The organism is Novosphingobium sp. BW1 (genome assembly GCF_008107685.1).
Taxonomy (GTDB): Bacteria; Pseudomonadota; Alphaproteobacteria; order Sphingomonadales; family Sphingomonadaceae; genus Novosphingobium.
Genome location: NZ_VIRF01000068.1, coordinates 19938 through 33931, shown reverse-complemented (window position 1 = coordinate 33931; position 13994 = coordinate 19938). Strand labels below are relative to the sequence as shown.

Genomic DNA, 13994 nt, shown 5'->3' with positions numbered 1-13994 from the left:
GCCCACCGAGATCTACACCGTCTAATTGGTCGGCAGCGTCAGATGTGTATAAGAGACAGATCGTGGCGGGGCACATAAGGTGCGTGGGCGGCAAGGAGCGCGCAAGCATGATCCTGGGTGTGGTGCTGGCGGGAGGCCAGTCGCGGCGTTTCGGCACGGACAAGGCGCTCGCGCGCTTTGCGGGCGAGAGTCTGCTGGAGAGAGCGGTCGCGCAGTTGCAGGCGTGGTGTGACGAGGTTGTCGTCGTGGGCCGGGAGGATGCGCCCGTGCCGGTGCTTCCCGATTGGCCGGGTCCCGGAATGGGGCCTCTGGCGGGCCTTGCTGGAGCCTTGCGGCATGGACGAGAGCAGGCGTTTGCTTCGGTTCTCAGCGCGCCGGTGGATTGTCCGCTTCTGCCCGAAGACCTGCGGGCCCGGCTTTCGCCAGCGCCCGCATTTCTCCTGGACCAACCGGTCATCGGTCACTGGCCCGTCGCGGCCTTCGAGGCGGCAGACGCGATCCTGACGGGGGAGGGGCGCCGCTCGATGCGCCGCCTTGCCGAGAGTATCGGCGCACGCGGGGTCGCTTGCGAGGGGCCGTTGGTCAACGTCAATACGCCGGAGGACCTGGCCGCGCTTTCGCCGCGCTGAGCGGATGGCTCTGTATGTCTGGCTGCGAGGTCAGCGATGTGCTGTCCAGGGGGCCGGGGGAGCCCGTGGACAGGGACATCACGATTTGCTGTCAGTTCGTCAGGCTCGGGCTGGCCGAGGAAAGGGGACGTGGCCTGGAGTAGGTGCCGGCCGCGCTTGCGCTCCGGCTTTCGTCGCAGGAGATGCCTGGCGTTTGCGGACTGCGAAGAGAATAGCCGCCGCCCGGGATCGTCTCGATAAGCTCGCGGATGCCGACATGCGCAAGCTTGCGGCGCAGGCGCGACATATGCACCGCGATGCTGTTCGTCTCGGGCACAAACCCCATGCGCCACACATCGTGGATCAGCGATTGCTTGCTGACCGGTCGGTCGATGTTCTCCGCCAGCCGCCAGATCAGGGCAAACTCACGTGGATTGAGATTGAGCGGCGTCTCTTCGCGGTAGGCCTCGCGGGCGAGCAGGTCGAGGCGAAGGCGGCCGATGCGACGTACGCGCGGAAGGCTCTTGATCGCTTCGATCAGCACTTGCCCCCGCGCGTCAAGTTCCTCGAGGCAGACATCCACCGGAACGGCATCGCCGATGCCGACGTGGAGCAGTTCGGCGCGCGCCCGGCTCGAATCAACATCGATCACCATGATCGACTTCCTGCAGGCCCAACTGGACGCAGCGCCCGCGTCGCTCTCGCACATGCTCTCGTACGTGGCGAGATCCATGAGGCTCAGTATGCCAGGACCGGGTTCGTCCGAACCTTCGCTCGTCACGAGGTTCCAGCCCCGTCGCCGGAGATCGTGGCTGGCCGGAAGCGGCCCCGCCCCCAGCCAGCGGAATGTACTGATATTAACCTTCGTACTATGGGCCTGCGCCATGTTTGTCCCCCCAAACGCAAAGTCTTACTGCGGTCTCTCTCGAAGGCACAGTGCGTGCGATGGAGGGGGGTAACAACTGCAAAAATATTACAGGTAGGGCTACCTATAACTGCACAAGTACATGATTCTACGAAGTTGTGGTGCTGTTTACGCCCTTGCTGTTAAGGAAGCGCTTGATGTTGCGCGCGGCTTGACGCAGGCGTTGTTCATTCTCAACCATCGCGATACGCACGAAACCTTCGCCGTCCTCGCCATAGCCGACACCGGGCGCCACGGCGACTTCCGCCTCGGTTAGAAGTTGCTTGGAGAATTCCAGGCTGCCCATGTCCTTGAGCGCGGGAGGCAGGGGCGCCCAAGCGAACATCGAGGCCTTGGGGCTGGGGATCTCCCATCCGGCGCGGCCGAAGGCCTCGACCATCACGTCGCGGCGCTTCTGGTAGAGCTGGCGGTTCTTTTCAACGATGTCCTGCGGGCCGTTGAGCGCGGCGCAGGCCGCCGCCTGGATCGGCGTGAAGGCGCCGTAGTCGAGGTAGGACTTCACGCGGCTCATCGCCGCGATCAGCTTGGGATTGCCCACCGCAAAGCCCATGCGCCAGCCCGCCATCGAATAGGTTTTCGACATCGAGGTGAATTCCACCGCGACGTCCTTGGCACCCGGGACCTCGAGGATCGAGCGGGTCGGATTGCCGTCGTAGTAGAGCTCGGAATAGGCAAGGTCGGAGAGGATCCAGACCTTGTTCTCCTTCGCCCAGGCAACGAGGCGCTCGTAGAAGGCGAGGTCCACCGTCTCGGCGGTGGGGTTCGAGGGGTAGTTCACCACCAGGATCGAGGGACGCGGCACGGTGAAGGCCATCGCGCGGTCGAGCTGCTCCCAGTAGTGCTCGTCGGGCGTGGTTGGTACCGAGCGGATCGTCGCGCCCGCGATGATGAAGCCGAAGGTGTGGATTGGGTAGCTGGGGTTGGGGGCCAGCACTACGTCGCCGGGGGCGGTAATCGCGGTGGCGAGGCTGGCGAGGCCCTCCTTGGAACCCATGGTCACGACGACTTCGGTTTCGGGATCGACGTCGACGCCGAAGCGGTTGCCATAGTAGTTGGACTGGGCACGGCGCAGGCCGGGAATGCCCTTGGACTGCGAATAGCCATGCGCGTCGGGCTTGCGCGCCACTTCGCACAGCTTGTCGATGACGTGCTGCGGGGGCGGGAGGTCGGGGTTGCCCATGCCCAGGTCAATGATGTCCTGTCCCGCTCGCCGGGCCGCGTGACGCATCGCGTTGACTTCGGCGATGACGTAGGGCGGCAGGCGCTTGATGCGGTAGAACTCGTCTTCCATGACCTATCTTCTAAAATCCGTGTCTGTGGGCGGCGGGAATGCCTGTGCGCCCCTCTAGTGGATAACGAAGCCCACGCAAATGGGTCTCTTGCGCAAATTTTGTTGCGCGCGCCGCGGGGCGGTTCGCCGCAGGGACCGTGCAAAGCCCCTCGACAGGTTTGCTGGGATGCCGCAGACAGGGAGAACCCAGCGCCCGAGGGGCGCAGCGCGAGAGACGGGGAAGGAGCTGGCCGCATGGCGCACGACGCCACTGAATTTCTGAGCGAGATCCTGCAGAGCCAGACCAAGGGGATGACCGAGCTGTTCGGGCTCCTGGCGCCCCAGGAGGGCAGCTCCCAGGCCGAAAGCGTGGTGCATTGGGCCGAGATTGCCGAGCGTATGCAGGCCATCTGGACCGACTACCAAGTTGAGCAGTTCCAGGGCGGCGGAAAGAGCGGGACCGGACATTTCAGCGATCCGCTCAAGTGGATCGGCACGCTCGAATCGGTCATGCGCCTCCTGCCCCTGTCGCGGCCCGAGGTGCAGCAGCGCCTGTGGACGCAGGCACTCGAACTCGCGCAGGCGGTGCTCGCGCGCTACGGTATCGGCGAGCATGCCCAGGTCGCCAGCGAGGAAGGCACCCAAGATGTGCCCGAACTGCCGCTGAGCGACGCGCGCTTCGGGGCCGAGGAGTGGCGCTCCACGCCTTTCTTCGCGCTCATCCACCAGCTTTACCTCATGTTCCGGCAGGAGTTCATCGGCCTTGCCGAGGCGACCGAGGGCATGGAACCTTCGCGCAAGGCGCAGCTCCTGTTCGCGACGCGCGCGCTTGTCGATGCGCTGAGCCCGGCCAATTTCCCGCTGACCAACCCGGTCGCCATGACCGAGGCCAGCCGCACCGGGGGCGAGAGCCTGGTGCGCGGGTTCCAGAACTTCGTCGAGGACCTGCGCAAGGGTCAGCTCACGCACACCTCGCCGGGCTTCTTCACGTTGGGCGAGAACATCGCGGTGACGCCGGGCAAGGTGGTCCACGAGACGCCGCTGTTTCAGCTGATCCAGTACACGCCGACGACCGACGAGGTCATGGAGACGCCGCTCGTCATCTTCCCGCCGTGGATCAACCGCTTCTACATCCTCGACCTTAACGCGCGAAAGAGCTTCGTGCGCTGGGCGGTCGAGCAGGGCATCACCGTATTCATGGTCTCCTGGAAGTCGGCCGACGAAACCATGGCCGACGTCGTCTGGGACGACTATATCGCCGCCCAGATCGAGGCGATTGAGCTGGTGCGCGCGCGCCTCAAGGTGCCATCCGTCCACACCATCGGCTACTGCGTGGCCGGGACCACGCTCGCCGCGACCCTGGCGCTGCTGGCGCGGCGCGGCGAGGCGGACAAGGTGGCGAGCGGGACCTTCTTTACAGCCCAGGTCGATTTCGAGGAGGCGGGCGACCTCAAGAATTTCGTCGACAGCCAGCAGATCGACAACCTCGCGCTGCTCTCGCCCGAGGGCTATCTTGACGGGCGCTATCTGGCCGCGACCTTCAATTTGCTGCGTGGCAATGATCTCATCTGGAACTATGTCGAGAAGAACTACCTCAGGGGCGAAGAGCATCCCGCCTTCGATCTTCTTCACTGGAACGGGGACGTGACCAACCTGCCGGCACGCTGGCACCAGGACTACCTGCGCGATCTCTACCGCGACAACCGGCTGGTCGTACCGGATTCGCTCAAGGCGCTGGGCGAGCCGATCGACCTGCACCGCATCGTCACGCCCTGCTATATCCAGGCCGGGCGCGAGGATCACATCGCGCCGCCCGAAAGCGTGTGGAAGCTGACCCGCTACCTTGCCGGAGACTGGACCTTCCTGCTGGCAGGTTCGGGGCACATCGCGGGCGTGGTCAATCCGCCGTCGGCCAACAAGTACCAGTACTGGACGAACGGGAGCGATGTGCAGGATCTCGACGCGTTCATCGCCGGGGCCACGGAGACGAAGGGCAGCTGGTGGCCGCACTGGGCCGCATGGTTGCGGGCCCGCACGCCAGGCGAAGTTCCCGCTCGCGGCAAACGCCGTCCGGGCGGGCGCGGCGATACGGTGCTCGAGGATGCGCCGGGCCGCTACGTGATGAGTCGCTGAGCGCGCGCCCATCAATTCACCGGGTGAAGGAACCAGGAGCGCCGACTACGGGTTAATCTCCTGACACCTTGGTCACTCCATGCTGCAATGCGATGGATTGCATGCGAACTGGAGGCAGTTGACCTTGACGGCAGGGAGGGGGAGGCGTATTGTGCACTGCAACAAAGGATGTTCGGGCACGCTCTTCAAGGCAGCTTTTCGAATGCTTTGAGTATCTTCCGGACGTGACGCTGCACGAGAGGCTGGATTCGCGGGATGGCTGAAAACGAAGTTCCGAAAAGCGAAGATGCGCCCAAGGTCGATGCTTCGGCCAAGGCGGGCGAAACCAAGGTGGCACCGGCTCCCGAAGCCGCGCCGAAACCCGCTCCGGCCCCCAACGTCGCGGCGAAGGCTCCGGCCCCCGCGGCGAAGAAGCCCGTGGCCAGGAAGGCGGCGCCCAAGAAGGCCGCGGTGACGAAAATTCCAGCGGAGGCTGCAGCTGCTCCCAAGGCAAGCGCGCCCACGCCAACGAAACCGGCCGTTTCCAGCGCGCCGAAACCGACTGTCACCAAGGCTGAAGAGAAGCCGGCGAAGGCCGGGGCAAGCCCGAAGGTGGCGAAACCCAAGGCGGCGCCCAAGACCGCTCCTTCATCCACTGCCCCCGCGTTTGCCGGGCTACTCAACAACTTCATGCTCGAGGATACGACAATGGACATGAGCGCTAACTTCACCAGCTTCCAAGACGCGATGGCACAGGCCCAGAGCAAGGCCAAGGAAGCCTTTGAGAAGGGTACGTCGATGATGGGCGAAGCATCCGATTTCACCAAGGGTAACGTCGAAGCAATGATGGAATCGGGCAAGATCTTTGCCGAGGGCATGCAGAGCTTCGGTTCGGAAATGGTCACCGAAGGGCGCTCGGCGTTCGAGACCATGTCGGGTGACATCAAGGAACTCGCCGCCGCCAAGTCGCCGACCGACTTCTTCAAGCTCCAGGGCGACATGGTTCGCAAGAACTTCGACACCGCCGTGGCGACCAGTTCGAAGAACAGCGAAGCCATGCTCAAGCTGATGAGCGATGCCTTCGCTCCGCTCTCGGGGCGCGTCAGCATGGCGATGGAAAAGGCGCGCAAGGCCACTTCGGCCTGACCACGCCATTTTCGCTAACGGCTTGATGGGGATGGGGTTTTGGCCGTGTCCTCCTCTCGCTGTGGCGCATATGTACGGATCCAGCCAAGGGAGCGTCTTGTAGAAAGAGGCTCCCTTTGCGATATTCAGGCTCTATGGCTTACCCCTTCGACGATTCCCTGTTGCACCGCGTATTCCCTCTTGTCGCCACCGGGGCGGGGGAGGACGGGCCCGGTACAGGTGACGACGATCAGGTCGGCATCGCCACCAAGACCCGTGCCAAGCCCAAAAAGCCGAGCCAGTTTAAGGTTCTGATGCTGAACGATGATTACACGCCGATGGAGTTCGTCGTGATGGTCCTCAAGCGCTTCTTCCACATGGATCTCGAGCAGGCGACGCGCGTGATGCTCCATGTCCATCAGAAGGGCGTCGGCGTCTGCGGGATATTTCCCTACGAAGTCGCGGAAACCAAGGTGAACCAGGTGATGGATTTCGCCCGGCAGAACCAGCATCCGCTCCAGTGCACGCTGGAAAAGGCCTGAGCGGCCAACTTTCCCAATTCTCGTGCGGTTCGGCCTCGTTCGGTATGGCCTCGCGCGTGGGGGTAGGGAACGCGCGCGGCGCACGTTCGTTGGACATGTCCATTCCCTTTCGGGTTTCCTGACATGCCTCTCGTTAGCATCCCTTTTGCCTGGAACGAATCGCGGCGCGCGCGGCGGGGTCGACAATTCGCTTTTCCCGAGGCGACCGAGCCGTTAAGGCCCATGGCGAACCCGGCGCTGTGATGACGACTACGTGAAATTTCTGAACGCCATAGACCGCTATATCCTGCGCCTCGTGCTCATGCCGATGCTGGGCATCTTCGTGCTTGCCGCCTCGCTGCTGGTGCTCGACAAGATGCTGCGCCTGTTCGACTTCGTGGCGACCGAAGGCGGGCCGGTGGGCGTTGTCTTCAAGCTTCTCGTCAACATGCTGCCCGAGTACGCGAGCCTGGCGATCCCGCTCGGCCTCATGCTCGGCATCCTGCTCGCCTTCCGCAAGCTCGCAACCTCGAGCGAACTCGACGTGATGCGCGCGGTAGGCCTCAGTTACACCCGCATGCTGCGCGTGCCCTACATGATCACGCTGGTGCTGGTGGGGGTGAACTTCGCCATCGTAGGCTACCTCCAGCCACTCTCGCGTTACTACTACGAGGAGCTCAACTACGAACTGCAGTCAGGCGCGCTCGGCGCGTCGATAAAGGTCGGTGAGTTCACCACGCTGGAGGACCGCATTGCCCTGCGCATCGATGCCAGCGAGGACGAAGGCCGCCGCCTCATGGGCATCTTCGCGCGCGTTGCCAACGCCAAGGGCCAGGTTCTCTCGATCTCCGCGCGCGAGGGCCGCTTCATGGCGCTCCAGGGCTCGCCCGACACCATCATCCTGCGCCTCGAGAACGGCCAGATCATCCAGGACATGCCCGGCGATGCGCCGCGCGTCCTCTCATTTACCCGGCACGACCTGCCGATAGACCTGCCTGCGATCGAGAATTTCCGCCAGCGCGGCGGCCAGAGCCGCGAGTACCTGCTGCCCGAACTGATGCAACTGGGCTGGAACAAGGACAGTCCGCAGACCGCCGAGGAACGCGCCTCCAGCAAGGCCAACTTCAACTACCGTATGGTCGAGGTGGTGATGATGCTGCTCCTGCCGCTGCTGGCCGTCGCGCTCGCGATCCCGCCCAAGCGTTCGACCTCCTCGCTCGGCCTGTTCGTCTCGATCGTGATCATTGTCGCCTACCACAAGGTCAACCAGTACGCGAGCGACGTGGCCGCGCTGGGCCGGATCGATCCCGTAATTGGCCTCTGGGGGCCGTTCCTGGTGCTCGCCGGGCTGATCCTGTGGATGTATTACCGCGTGGCCTACGTGCCCGGCGGTCAGGCCATCGGCTGGCTGGAGAAAGGCTTCGAGATGCTCACCAAGCGCCTGAAGTCGCTCCTGCGCCGCCGTCGTCGCAGCCACGGCCCGGTTCTGCCCGAGCCGCAGGACCAGAATTGAGATGAAGTTGGAATTCTTCCCCTCGCGCACGCTGACGCTCTATCTTGCACGCCTCTTCGTAACCCGCATCGCGGCCATGCTGATGATGCTGGTCCTGGTGCTGCAGGTCCTCGATCTCCTGGGCGAGAGCGGTGACATTCTGGCCTATCCCAGCAACGGTGAATCGCAGCTTCTCTATTATGTCTCGCTACGTGTTCCGCAGCTGATCGCGCGCTTCCTGCCCTATTCGGTGCTGCTGGCGACGATCATCACGCTGGCCACTCTTAACCAGAACAGCGAAGTCATCTCGATGAAGGCGGCCGGACTCTCGGCGCACCAGATCCTGGCTCCGCTCCTGATGAGCGCGATGGTGATTGCCGGGATAAGCTTCGTCTTCAACGAACGGGTGGTGACCCGCGCGACGGCGACGCTCGATGCCTGGAGCTCGGTGGACTATGGCCCCGTGCCCGAGGATTCGGGCGTGCGCAGCAATATCTACTTCGCCGACGGGCAGGACCTGATGACCGCGCGCACGATGACGGGCGAGGGGGCGGGGCTGATCCTTAATGGTGTCACGTTCTACGCGCGCGATGAGAACGACATGATCGTGCAGCAGGTGCGCGCTGACCGCGCAACCTACGCCAATCCAGGCTGGAAGATGACGAACGCGACCGTATTCGAGGTGGAGACCACCACGACGAGGCAGGTGCCCGCAGTGATTGTCGCCAAGGATGTGACACCGGGCAAGGTCACGCTGTCCAAGGTCGATGCCAATTCGCAGGACATCTTCACGCTCAGCACCTCGATCGAGGCGCTGCGCATCGCCGGGCGCCGGACAAGCTCACTCGAAGCGGCCTGGTGGCACAAGATTTCCGGCCCCATGGCCTCGATCCTGATGCCACTTCTGGGCGCGGTGGCGGGCTTCGGCCTTGCCCGCTCGGGCCAGCTCCTGATCCGCGCGATCGCGGGCATGGCGCTGGGCTTTGCCTATTTCGTGCTCGACAACGCCGCGCTCGCGATGGGCAACTTCGGGGGCTACCCCCCGCTGGTCGCGGCCTGGGCCCCGTTCGTTCTCTTTGCCCTCATTGGTGAGGCGGTGCTGGTGCGGACCGAGGAATAGAACCGAAATGGGCGACCTCACCTGTCGCGCGCCAACGTGGCTTAAGAGCGGTGAAGGCGACAGTTCGGGGAGCCCGAGGGCGATGGCCCTCGGATCTTTCCATTCTTGAGACCACAAAAAAGCCGGCGCTGCGCCGGCTTTTTCGTTGTGCATGAGAGGAGCGCTCAACGCCGGGACATCGTCCCGCGCACGAGCCGTCCTAGCAGCGGCAGGAGGCCGGGATAGCTCGCTTTCTCGTAGGTTGATCCTAGACCCAAGTGGGCGCTCAGGCGCCGGTGGCACTCGGTCAGCGAGTGGTAGGGCATCGAGGGCAGCAGGTGGTGCAGCGCGTGGAAGCGCAGGCCAACGGGCGCCCAGAGCGGCGAAAGGAAGCCCGGCGGGGGCACGTTCACCGAATCGAGGTACTGCGCGGTCAGGGTCATCTCCTCGCCCTCGTTCTCCCACAGGTGTGCGACCAGCGTGCGGACCTGATTGAGGAACGCGGTGAGCGAGACCACCGCAAGTGCGATGATGAGCGGGCGCCAGCCGTAGGTGTAGCTGGCGGCAAGGACGGCCATGGCCCAGACCGAGCAGCCCAGTTCCTGCCAGAAGACCATGCGCGCAAAGTCGCCCTTGGGCTTCTCGCGGCGGTATCTGGGGTTGATGGCCAGCGCGGAGGCGCGCTCCCACACCAGCGTGCGCACCGGCGGGATGATGACGCCAAGTGGCACCAGGATGGCCGAACGGATAAGCAAGGCTGGCGGCAGCAGGATCGCGGTCAGGGCAAAGACCGGCAGGCTCCAGGGCTTCATCAGCGCCAGTGGAAGGTATTCGGGGTCGGCGATGGTGCCGTAGCGCTTGCGCGAATGATGCTGTGCATGGACGCCCTCGTACATGAACGAGGGGATCAGCATCGGGATGCCCACCAGCAGGTTCCAGCCAAAGCGGAATCCCGGCAGGGCATCGCGGTGCATGTGGGTGATTTCGTGGATGAAGAGGAGCGCGCGGTAGAGCGCGATCGCGGCGAACAGGCCCAGCGCCACGGCAAGAAACGTGTTCTCCACGAGGATAGCGCCTGCAAGCGCGGCGTAGCCCAGCGCGGCCGAGCCGAGCATGTCGGGCCAGTAGATCTCGGGCCGGGCCTTGGCGATGTCGCGAGTCAGCTGGGCCGCGGCGCGCAGCATCGCGCGGTCCTCGGGGATCTGGGCGTGCCAGCTCCCGCGCATTTCCGGCGCGACAGCATGCACGCGCGCCTGCGCGGTGCCTTCAAATGGCTGCGGGTTCACTTCAAGGGCTTTCTGGGCACTCATTTCATCAATTCCACTTGTGACCTTCGCGAGGTCGGGGCGATCCGGGGGCGCAAACGGGCGCCTTTCGCCTTTGGCGTGCACAGCCTCACCGTGTACGCCGCTTGACAAGAGACCGCTTCCGGTCGCAGTTCGCCTCAATTCATTCCCATTTCCTACACCCAAACAAAGGCAGGATCGTGGCCAAAGCCGAACTAGTCATCACTCCGGTTTCGAGCAAGGCCGACCGGGCTGCCTTTGTCGATTGCAGTTATCGACTCAATGCGTCAGATCAAAACTGGGTCGCGAACCTGCGCTCGGAAGAGATCGCCAAGTTCACGCCCGGCAAGAACCCCTTCTTCGACCACGCCCGCCACCAGCTTTTCCTGGCGCGCCGCGAAGGCCGCGTCGTGGGGCGCATATCGGCGCAGATCGATGAACTGGCGCTGAAACAGTCGTTCGAGCAGGGGATGGGGCCGGGAACCGGCAACTGGGGTGCGATCGAGGCCGAGGAATCCGAGGTCGCGAAGGCGTTGATCGACACGGCCGAGGGCTGGCTGCGCCGCGAGGGCATGACCCGCGTACTCGCGCCGATGAACCTGTCGGTATGGGAAGAGCCCGGATTGCTTGTCAGGGGGCACGACCATTCGCCGATGGTGATGATGGGCCACCACAACGCGGCCTACCAGGGCTGGATCGAGGGTGAGGGTTATACCCGCGCGAAGACGCTTTACACTTACGAACTGGACGTGACCAAGGAGTTCCCGCGGCTCGTCCAGCGCATCGTCGCCTCGGGTGAGAAGAACGCCAAGATCACGATTCGCAAGGCCGATCTCAAGAACTTCGACCGCGATGCGGGCATCATCTGCGAGATCCTCAACGATGCCTGGTCGGACAACTGGGGCTTCGTGCCCTTCACCGATAAAGAGATCGCACACACCGGCAAGGCACTGAAGCCCCTGGTCCATCCTGATCTCATCCGGATCGCCGAGTACGAGGGCGAGCCGGTGGCCTTCATGATGACCCTGCCTGATATCAACGGCATCCAGAAGCGAGTGAACGGGGCGAAGGGCAAGCCCGGCGTGCTGGGCCTCATCAAGCTGCTCCTGTGGCTGCGCCGTCCCTACCCTGCCGATATGCGCGTGCCGCTGATGGGCGTGCGCAAGAAGCTGCAGTCCTCGCGTCTCGCCAGCCAGCTGGCCTTCATGATGATCGAGTTCATCCGCCGCTCGGCCACCTCCAAGTTTGGTGCAAAGCGGGCCGAGATCGGCTGGATCCTCGATGACAACCAGGGCATGGTTGCCATCGCCGACGCCATCGAAAGCCAGATCAACCGCGAATACGCGATCTACGAAAAGGCCCTTTGATCGGGGCGATTTCCGGGAGCCCGAGGGCAATGGCTCTCGGAGCCTCCTTGCCGATGACCTTCGTCGCGCGGCCGAGGCTCGATTGCAGGAAGTGTTAACTGTGCCGGGGTAGACTGCGGCCCGAGGCGCGTAAGGGGCGCGGTTCGGGCATAGCGGCAAAGGCACCAATGGGCATGAAATCGAGGTCCTGGCTCCTTGTTCCGGGCAACAGCGAGGAACGTCTCGGCACGGCGATCGGCACCGGGGCGGACATCGTCGTGATCGACCTGGAGGACACCGTGCCGGTGAGCGAGAAGGCACGCGCGCGCGACCTTGCCGCGGGCTGGCTATCGGCGCATCGCCAGCACGTCATCGAGCAGCAGCGCATGGGCCGCTGGGTGCGTCTCAACAGCATGGAATCGGGCTATGTACGGGAGGATCTTGCCGCAGTGATGCCCTTTGCGCCCGACGGGGTGATCCTGCCCAAGGCCTCGGGCCCCGAAACGGTGCGCCAGATTGCCAGCGAAGTCTACGAGTTCGAGCAGGCGCTGGGCCTGGTAGCGAATTCCACGCGGATCATGCCGGTTGTCGGCGAGACGCCGGGCGCGGCGCTGCGGATCGCGGAATACGCCTCGTCTGCCCATCAGCGTGTCGTCGGCCTCACCTGGAATGCGGCGGGCCTCAGCGCGGCCATGGGCGGCCAGGCGGTGCGCACGCTCCAGGGCGCCTGGAGCGATACGGCCCGCTTCGTGCGCGTGCAGGCGCTGCTCAGCGCCCATGCGGGCGATGTCATTGCCGTCGACGCGCCGTTTGACGATTTTGACAACGAGGCTGGTACCAAGACCGCGGCACAGGGCGCACGCGCGGACGGCTTCTCGGGGATGTTCGCGATCCACCCGGCGCAGATACCCACGATCAATGCCGCCTTCACTCCCTCGGTCGAGGAACTGGTCGAGGCGCGCGATGTCGTCGCCGCTTTTGAAGGCAACCCGCATGTCGGCTCGCTGCCCTTGCGCGGACGGATGATTGACCGCTCGCACCTCGCCCTGGCGCGGCGCACGATTGCGATGTTCGAGCGTGATGGCCGGGGCGGGGAAGACCTGCGCTGCCAGCCGATCTTGCGGCCTGCTTAAGCTGCGTCCTCCTCGGGCGCGGGCGCCGCGGAGGGCTCCTGCCGTGCGGGAGCCTCATCCTCGGCGGCGTCATCGGAATCCTGGACGCGCGCGGCCGATGCGGAGCCGCGATCAGTCTCGGCCAGTTCCGGTTCGGCGAGCGGCGCTTTGGAGCGGCGCTGATCGTAGGCGGGCATGGCATCGTCGACCGAGCGCGGCAGCAATTTGGCGCCTTGTGCGGCCTCGGCGGACGGAGCCTCGCGCGCATCGTCCTTGCAGGCGGCAAGCCCGGCGAGGAGCGGCAAGGCAAGCCCCAGCGCGGCAACGCGGTGCATTGAAATGTGGATCATGCCGGGGTCTCCTTGGGGCAGCGGGTTTCGAGCGCGCCGAGGAAAGCGTCGGCCCGTGCGAGCAGCGCCTTGTCCCACACGTCGAATTCCGCGTCCTTGTTCAGCCGCTTGAGGCTGGTCACGCCGAATTCCTCGATCCCGCAGGGCACGATACCGGTGAAGTGGGCGAGGTCGGGATGAATGTTGACCGCAAAGCCGTGCATTGTCACCCATTTACGGATGCGCACGCCGATGGCGCCGATCTTGGCCTCGCGTCCGTCGATGTCCTTTGTCCAGATGCCGATGCGCCCTTCGCTGCGGAACCCCTCGACGCCAAAGTCGGTGAGCGTGTCGATTACCCAGCCTTCAAGCGCGTGGACGAAACCGCGCGCATCGCGCGCGCGCTTGCGCAGGTCGAGGAGGACATAGACCACGCGCTGGCCCGGACCATGGTAAGTGTACCGCCCGCCGCGCCCGGCCTCGACCACCTCGAAGCGGGGGTCGAGAAGGTCGGAGACGGCCGCGCTGGTGCCGGCGGTATAGACGGGCGGATGTTCGAGAAACCAGATCAGTTCGCGCGCTTCGCCTGCGGCAATCGCGGCGTTGCGCTCGGTCATCTCGGCCAGCGCCTCACGGTAGGGGACAGGGTCGCGGCTCATGCGCAGTTCGATGTCCCCGGGCAGAGTCTGGATGGTGTTCATACCTCGCTGCGTGGCCCTTCCGTGCGTGCATATCAAGTGGATTCACAAGGCAACTATCCCTAAGACCG

General features: G+C 64.4%; 13 protein-coding genes. 8 read left to right on the top strand and 5 right to left on the bottom strand.

Features of this window, described 5'->3' with window-relative positions:
• Positions 1-107 precede the first annotated feature (107 nt).
• Entirely contained in the window at positions 108-629 is a 522-nt protein-coding gene (locus FMM79_RS10150) for a molybdenum cofactor guanylyltransferase (protein WP_148627389.1), read from the top strand.
• Between the two features lie 91 nt (positions 630-720).
• Here FMM79_RS10150 and FMM79_RS10145 read toward each other — a convergent pair whose 3' ends face one another.
• Together FMM79_RS10145 and FMM79_RS10140 are read right to left on the bottom strand one after the other, a co-directional pair.
• Positions 721-1494, bottom strand: coding sequence for a response regulator transcription factor (locus FMM79_RS10145; RefSeq protein WP_240339101.1), 774 nt, complete (start codon positions 1492-1494; stop codon positions 721-723).
• A gap of 127 nt (positions 1495-1621) precedes the next feature.
• Positions 1622-2824 carry an LL-diaminopimelate aminotransferase gene (locus FMM79_RS10140; protein WP_148627388.1) on the bottom strand — a complete coding sequence of 401 codons (1203 nt, stop codon included), beginning with the start codon at positions 2822-2824 and terminating at the stop codon, positions 1622-1624.
• Between the two features lie 234 nt (positions 2825-3058).
• Between FMM79_RS10140 and FMM79_RS10135 the strand changes: the two genes are divergently transcribed.
• From FMM79_RS10135 to lptG, 5 genes are all read left to right on the top strand, one after another.
• Positions 3059-4936 carry an alpha/beta hydrolase gene (locus FMM79_RS10135; RefSeq protein ID WP_148627387.1) on the top strand — a complete coding sequence of 626 codons (1878 nt, stop codon included), beginning with the start codon at positions 3059-3061 and terminating at the stop codon, positions 4934-4936.
• Positions 4937-5191: 255 nt separating this feature from the next.
• The gene (locus FMM79_RS10130; protein ID WP_148627386.1) at positions 5192-6061 is read left to right on the top strand and encodes a phasin family protein; all 870 of its coding nucleotides are present in this window, start codon (positions 5192-5194) and stop codon (positions 6059-6061) included.
• Between the two features lie 134 nt (positions 6062-6195).
• A complete protein-coding gene (gene clpS, locus FMM79_RS10125; RefSeq protein WP_148627385.1) occupies positions 6196-6582 on the top strand; it encodes an ATP-dependent Clp protease adapter ClpS in 387 nt (128 codons plus the stop codon).
• Positions 6583-6835: 253 nt separating this feature from the next.
• Positions 6836-8074: an LPS export ABC transporter permease LptF gene (lptF, locus tag FMM79_RS10120; RefSeq protein ID WP_148627384.1), complete on the top strand. Its 1239-nt coding sequence runs from the start codon at positions 6836-6838 to the stop codon at positions 8072-8074.
• 1 nt (position 8075) lies between these two features.
• Entirely contained in the window at positions 8076-9173 is a 1098-nt protein-coding gene (lptG, locus tag FMM79_RS10115; protein WP_148627383.1) for an LPS export ABC transporter permease LptG, read from the top strand.
• Between the two features lie 164 nt (positions 9174-9337).
• Here the strand turns inward: lptG and FMM79_RS10110 are convergent, their stop codons facing one another.
• A complete protein-coding gene (locus FMM79_RS10110; RefSeq protein ID WP_148627382.1) occupies positions 9338-10462 on the bottom strand; it encodes a fatty acid desaturase in 1125 nt (374 codons plus the stop codon).
• A 176-nt stretch (positions 10463-10638) separates the two neighbouring features.
• Between FMM79_RS10110 and FMM79_RS10105 the strand changes: the two genes are divergently transcribed.
• Together FMM79_RS10105 and FMM79_RS10100 are read left to right on the top strand one after the other, a co-directional pair.
• A complete protein-coding gene (locus FMM79_RS10105; RefSeq protein WP_148627381.1) occupies positions 10639-11805 on the top strand; it encodes an N-acetyltransferase in 1167 nt (388 codons plus the stop codon).
• Positions 11806-11978: 173 nt separating this feature from the next.
• The gene (locus FMM79_RS10100) at positions 11979-12917 is read left to right on the top strand and encodes a CoA ester lyase (RefSeq protein WP_148627380.1); all 939 of its coding nucleotides are present in this window, start codon (positions 11979-11981) and stop codon (positions 12915-12917) included.
• Here FMM79_RS10100 and FMM79_RS10095 read toward each other — a convergent pair.
• Complete coding sequence (locus FMM79_RS10095; protein WP_148627379.1) at positions 12914-13246, bottom strand: hypothetical protein; 333 nt, start codon at positions 13244-13246, stop codon at positions 12914-12916. The two genes, FMM79_RS10100 and FMM79_RS10095, sit on opposite strands and share 4 nt — an antisense overlap.
• Positions 13243-13926 carry a lipoyl(octanoyl) transferase LipB gene (gene lipB / locus FMM79_RS10090; protein WP_148627378.1) on the bottom strand — a complete coding sequence of 228 codons (684 nt, stop codon included), beginning with the start codon at positions 13924-13926 and terminating at the stop codon, positions 13243-13245. Before lipB ends, FMM79_RS10095 begins: the two co-directional genes overlap by 4 nt.
• Positions 13927-13994 lie beyond the last annotated feature (68 nt).

What these genes read in the sequence shown, in the direction of transcription:
- FMM79_RS10150 (WP_148627389.1), top strand. Translation starts at nt 108, where the DNA reads ATGATCCTGGGTGTGGTGCTGGCGGGAGGCCAGTCGCGGCGTTTCGGC.
- FMM79_RS10145 (WP_240339101.1), bottom strand. Translation starts at nt 1,494, where the DNA reads ATGGCGCAGGCCCATAGTACGAAGGTTAATATCAGTACATTCCGCTGG.
- FMM79_RS10140 (WP_148627388.1), bottom strand. Translation starts at nt 2,824, where the DNA reads ATGGAAGACGAGTTCTACCGCATCAAGCGCCTGCCGCCCTACGTCATC.
- FMM79_RS10135 (WP_148627387.1), top strand. Translation starts at nt 3,059, where the DNA reads ATGGCGCACGACGCCACTGAATTTCTGAGCGAGATCCTGCAGAGCCAG.
- FMM79_RS10130 (WP_148627386.1), top strand. Translation starts at nt 5,192, where the DNA reads ATGGCTGAAAACGAAGTTCCGAAAAGCGAAGATGCGCCCAAGGTCGAT.
- clpS (WP_148627385.1), top strand. Translation starts at nt 6,196, where the DNA reads ATGGCTTACCCCTTCGACGATTCCCTGTTGCACCGCGTATTCCCTCTT.
- lptG (WP_148627383.1), top strand. Translation starts at nt 8,076, where the DNA reads ATGAAGTTGGAATTCTTCCCCTCGCGCACGCTGACGCTCTATCTTGCA.
- FMM79_RS10110 (WP_148627382.1), bottom strand. Translation starts at nt 10,462, where the DNA reads ATGAGTGCCCAGAAAGCCCTTGAAGTGAACCCGCAGCCATTTGAAGGC.
- FMM79_RS10100 (WP_148627380.1), top strand. Translation starts at nt 11,979, where the DNA reads ATGAAATCGAGGTCCTGGCTCCTTGTTCCGGGCAACAGCGAGGAACGT.
- FMM79_RS10095 (WP_148627379.1), bottom strand. Translation starts at nt 13,246, where the DNA reads ATGATCCACATTTCAATGCACCGCGTTGCCGCGCTGGGGCTTGCCTTG.
- lipB (WP_148627378.1), bottom strand. Translation starts at nt 13,926, where the DNA reads ATGAACACCATCCAGACTCTGCCCGGGGACATCGAACTGCGCATGAGC.